Origin of the sequence: Micromonospora sp. M51 (assembly GCF_018070305.1) — a bacterium.
Taxonomy (GTDB): domain Bacteria; phylum Actinomycetota; class Actinomycetes; order Mycobacteriales; family Micromonosporaceae; genus Micromonospora; species Micromonospora parva.
In genome coordinates this window covers 1-2468 of sequence record NZ_JAGPXZ010000838.1, presented here as the reverse complement: position 1 = coordinate 2468, position 2468 = coordinate 1, and the positions used below count along the sequence as shown (strand labels likewise).

General features: G+C 73.3%; 3 protein-coding genes. All 3 read left to right on the top strand.

The features are described from left to right. The first annotated feature begins 230 nt into the window (after positions 1 to 230). A complete protein-coding gene (locus KBX53_RS29545) occupies positions 231 to 1394 on the top strand; it encodes a sensor histidine kinase (RefSeq protein ID WP_247676413.1) in 1164 nt (387 codons plus the stop codon). Next, on the top strand, positions 1391 to 2047 hold the full coding sequence (locus KBX53_RS29540; protein ID WP_030335241.1) for a response regulator transcription factor: 657 nt from the start codon (positions 1391 to 1393) through the stop codon (positions 2045 to 2047). Before KBX53_RS29545 ends, KBX53_RS29540 begins: the two co-directional genes overlap by 4 nt. Before the next feature lie 109 nt (positions 2048 to 2156). Continuing rightward, a partial coding sequence (locus KBX53_RS29535) for a signal recognition particle receptor subunit alpha (RefSeq protein ID WP_210862920.1) occupies positions 2157 to 2468 on the top strand: 312 nt, incomplete at its 3' end.

The following is a 2468-nucleotide window of genomic DNA, read 5'->3' as shown; positions in this document are numbered from 1 at the left end:
GTGTGACCCACGACGGCACCGTCGGTCGTTGTGCCAGCCCGGTCACTCCCCCGAGGGTGATGCCTCACAGTCATGGTGATGCCTGTGAGGCATCACGCTCGTGAGGGTGTCTGCCGGCAGCGCGCTGCGATCGGGAGTTCTGTCCCTGTGGCGGGTACGTCCGGGGGCGTAGCGGCGGTGCCGCTCGTGGACGCACGTCGAGGGGCGTCGGCGCGGGCAGAATGACGGCCATGCGACCAGGCGGGCAGTGGCAGTGGCGGTGGCGCGAGCAGGCGGCAGACGCCGTGCTCGCCCTGGTCCTGCTCGGCTTCGGGCTGCTCGCCACCGGTCTGGCCGGGAACAACCAGCCGGGGTCGAGGCCGGTGGACGCCGCCTGTCGGGCGCTGATCGCCGTCGCCGCGCTCGCCCTGCTGGTCCGGCGGCGCGCTCCGGTCGTCACCCTCGCCGTGGTCACCGTGGCCACCTCGACGTACCTGCTGATCGGCTACCCGTACGGGCCGATTCTGCTGACGTTCCTGATCGCGGTGTACAGCGTGGCGGTGCGGCTGCCGGTGCGCCCGGCGGCGCTCGCCGCCGGTGGCGCGTTCGTGCTGTTGTTGGCGCACGTCTTTTCCGGCCGGGGGCCGGCGCCGGGTTGGACGGGAGTGCTGCCCGCGTCGGCCTGGGTGGTCGTACCGTTCGCGGTGGGGGTGGTGGTGCGGGTGAGCCGTGAGACGGCGGCACGTACCCGTGCCGAGGCGGCCCGCGGCCGTGCCGAACAGGCCCGACGGCAGGCCGACGAGGAGCGGCTGCGCATCGCGCAGGAGGTGCACGACGTGGTCGGGCACGGGCTCGCCGCGATCAGCATGCAGGCCGAGATCGCCCTGCACCTGCTGCCGAAGCGCCCGGAACAGGCCGAGGTGGCCCTGACCGCGATCAGCCGGACCAGCCGCGAGGCCCTGGACGAGCTGCGGGTCACCCTGGGCGCGGTACGGCGTGGCGCCGAGCGCGAGCCGGTACCCGGCCTGGCCCGACTCCCCGCGCTGCGCGACCGGCTCGCCGGGGCGGGGCTCGCCGTCGAGGTGCGCGTGGTGGGTGACCCCCGGGAGTTGCCGGCAGCTGTGGACCTGGCCGCGTACCGGGTGGTGCAGGAGGCGTTGACCAACGTGCTGCGGCACGCGGGGGTGTCGAGCGCGCAGGTGACGGTGGACTACCGCGCGGACGAGGTGACCGTCGAGGTCACCGACCGGGGGGTGGGGCCGGGCCGGGCCGGGACCGTGCCGGCCGACGACGGTCACGGTCTGGCCGGGATGCGGGAGCGGGTCGCGGCGTTGGGTGGGCGGTTGAGCACCGGGCCGCGCCCCGGTGGCGGGTTCCGGGTGTACGCCGGGCTGCCCGTGGGGCCGGCGACGTGATCCGGGTGCTGATCGCCGACGACCAGGACCTGGTCCGGCTCGGACTGCGTGCGCTGGTGGAGAGCGAGGACGACCTGGCGTTGGCCGGCGAGGCGTCCGACGGGCTGCGGGCGGTCGAGTTGGCCCGCCGGGAACGGCCGGACGTGGTGCTGATGGATATCCGGATGCCCGGCATCGACGGCATCGAGGCGACCCGCCGGATCGTCGCCGACAGCGACCTGACCGGTACGCGGGTGGTGGTGCTCACCACGTTCGAGCTGGACGAGTACGTCTTCGACGCGCTGCGCCACGGTGCCAGCGGGTTCCTCACCAAGGACACCAGGCCGGCCGAGCTGCTGCGCGCGATCCGGCTGGTCGCCGAGGGGGAGGCGCTGCTGTCGCCGTCGGTGACCCGTCGGGTGGTACGGGAGTTCGCCACCCGGCCGTCCCGGGTCCTCCGTCCGCACCCCCGGCTGGACACGCTGACCGATCGGGAGCGTCAGGTCGTCGGCCTGGTCGGTGAGGGCCTGAACAACGAGGAGATCGCGGCACGGTTGGTGGTCAGCCCGGCGACCGCGCGGACCCACGTCAGCCGGGCGATGGGCAAGCTGGGGGCCCGGGACCGGGCCCAGCTCGTCGTCTTCGCGTACCAATCGGGCTTGGTCTCGGGGTGAGGCCGGGCCGCCAGCGGCCTTGCGGCCGGGCGGCTACCCTAGCGGTGGTCGGACTCCGCAGTGCCGGCCGTGTTGTGCCCGCCGGAACACTGACAAACGGGATGTTCGCGTGTTTGACACCTTGAGTGACCGCCTGTCCGGGATCTTCACCAATCTCCGCGGCAAGGGGCGGCTCACCGACGCCGACATCGACGCCACCGCGCGCGAGATCCGCCTCGCGCTGCTGGAGGCGGACGTCGCGCTGCCGGTGGTCAAGGGCTTCATCGCGGCCGTCAAGGAGCGCGCCCGCAGCGCGGAGGTCTCGCAGGCGCTGAACCCGGCCCAGCAGATCATCAAGATCGTCAACGAAGAGCTGATCAACGTGCTCGGCGGTGAGGGGCGACGGCTCCAGTTCGCCAAGCAGCCGCCCACGGTGATCATG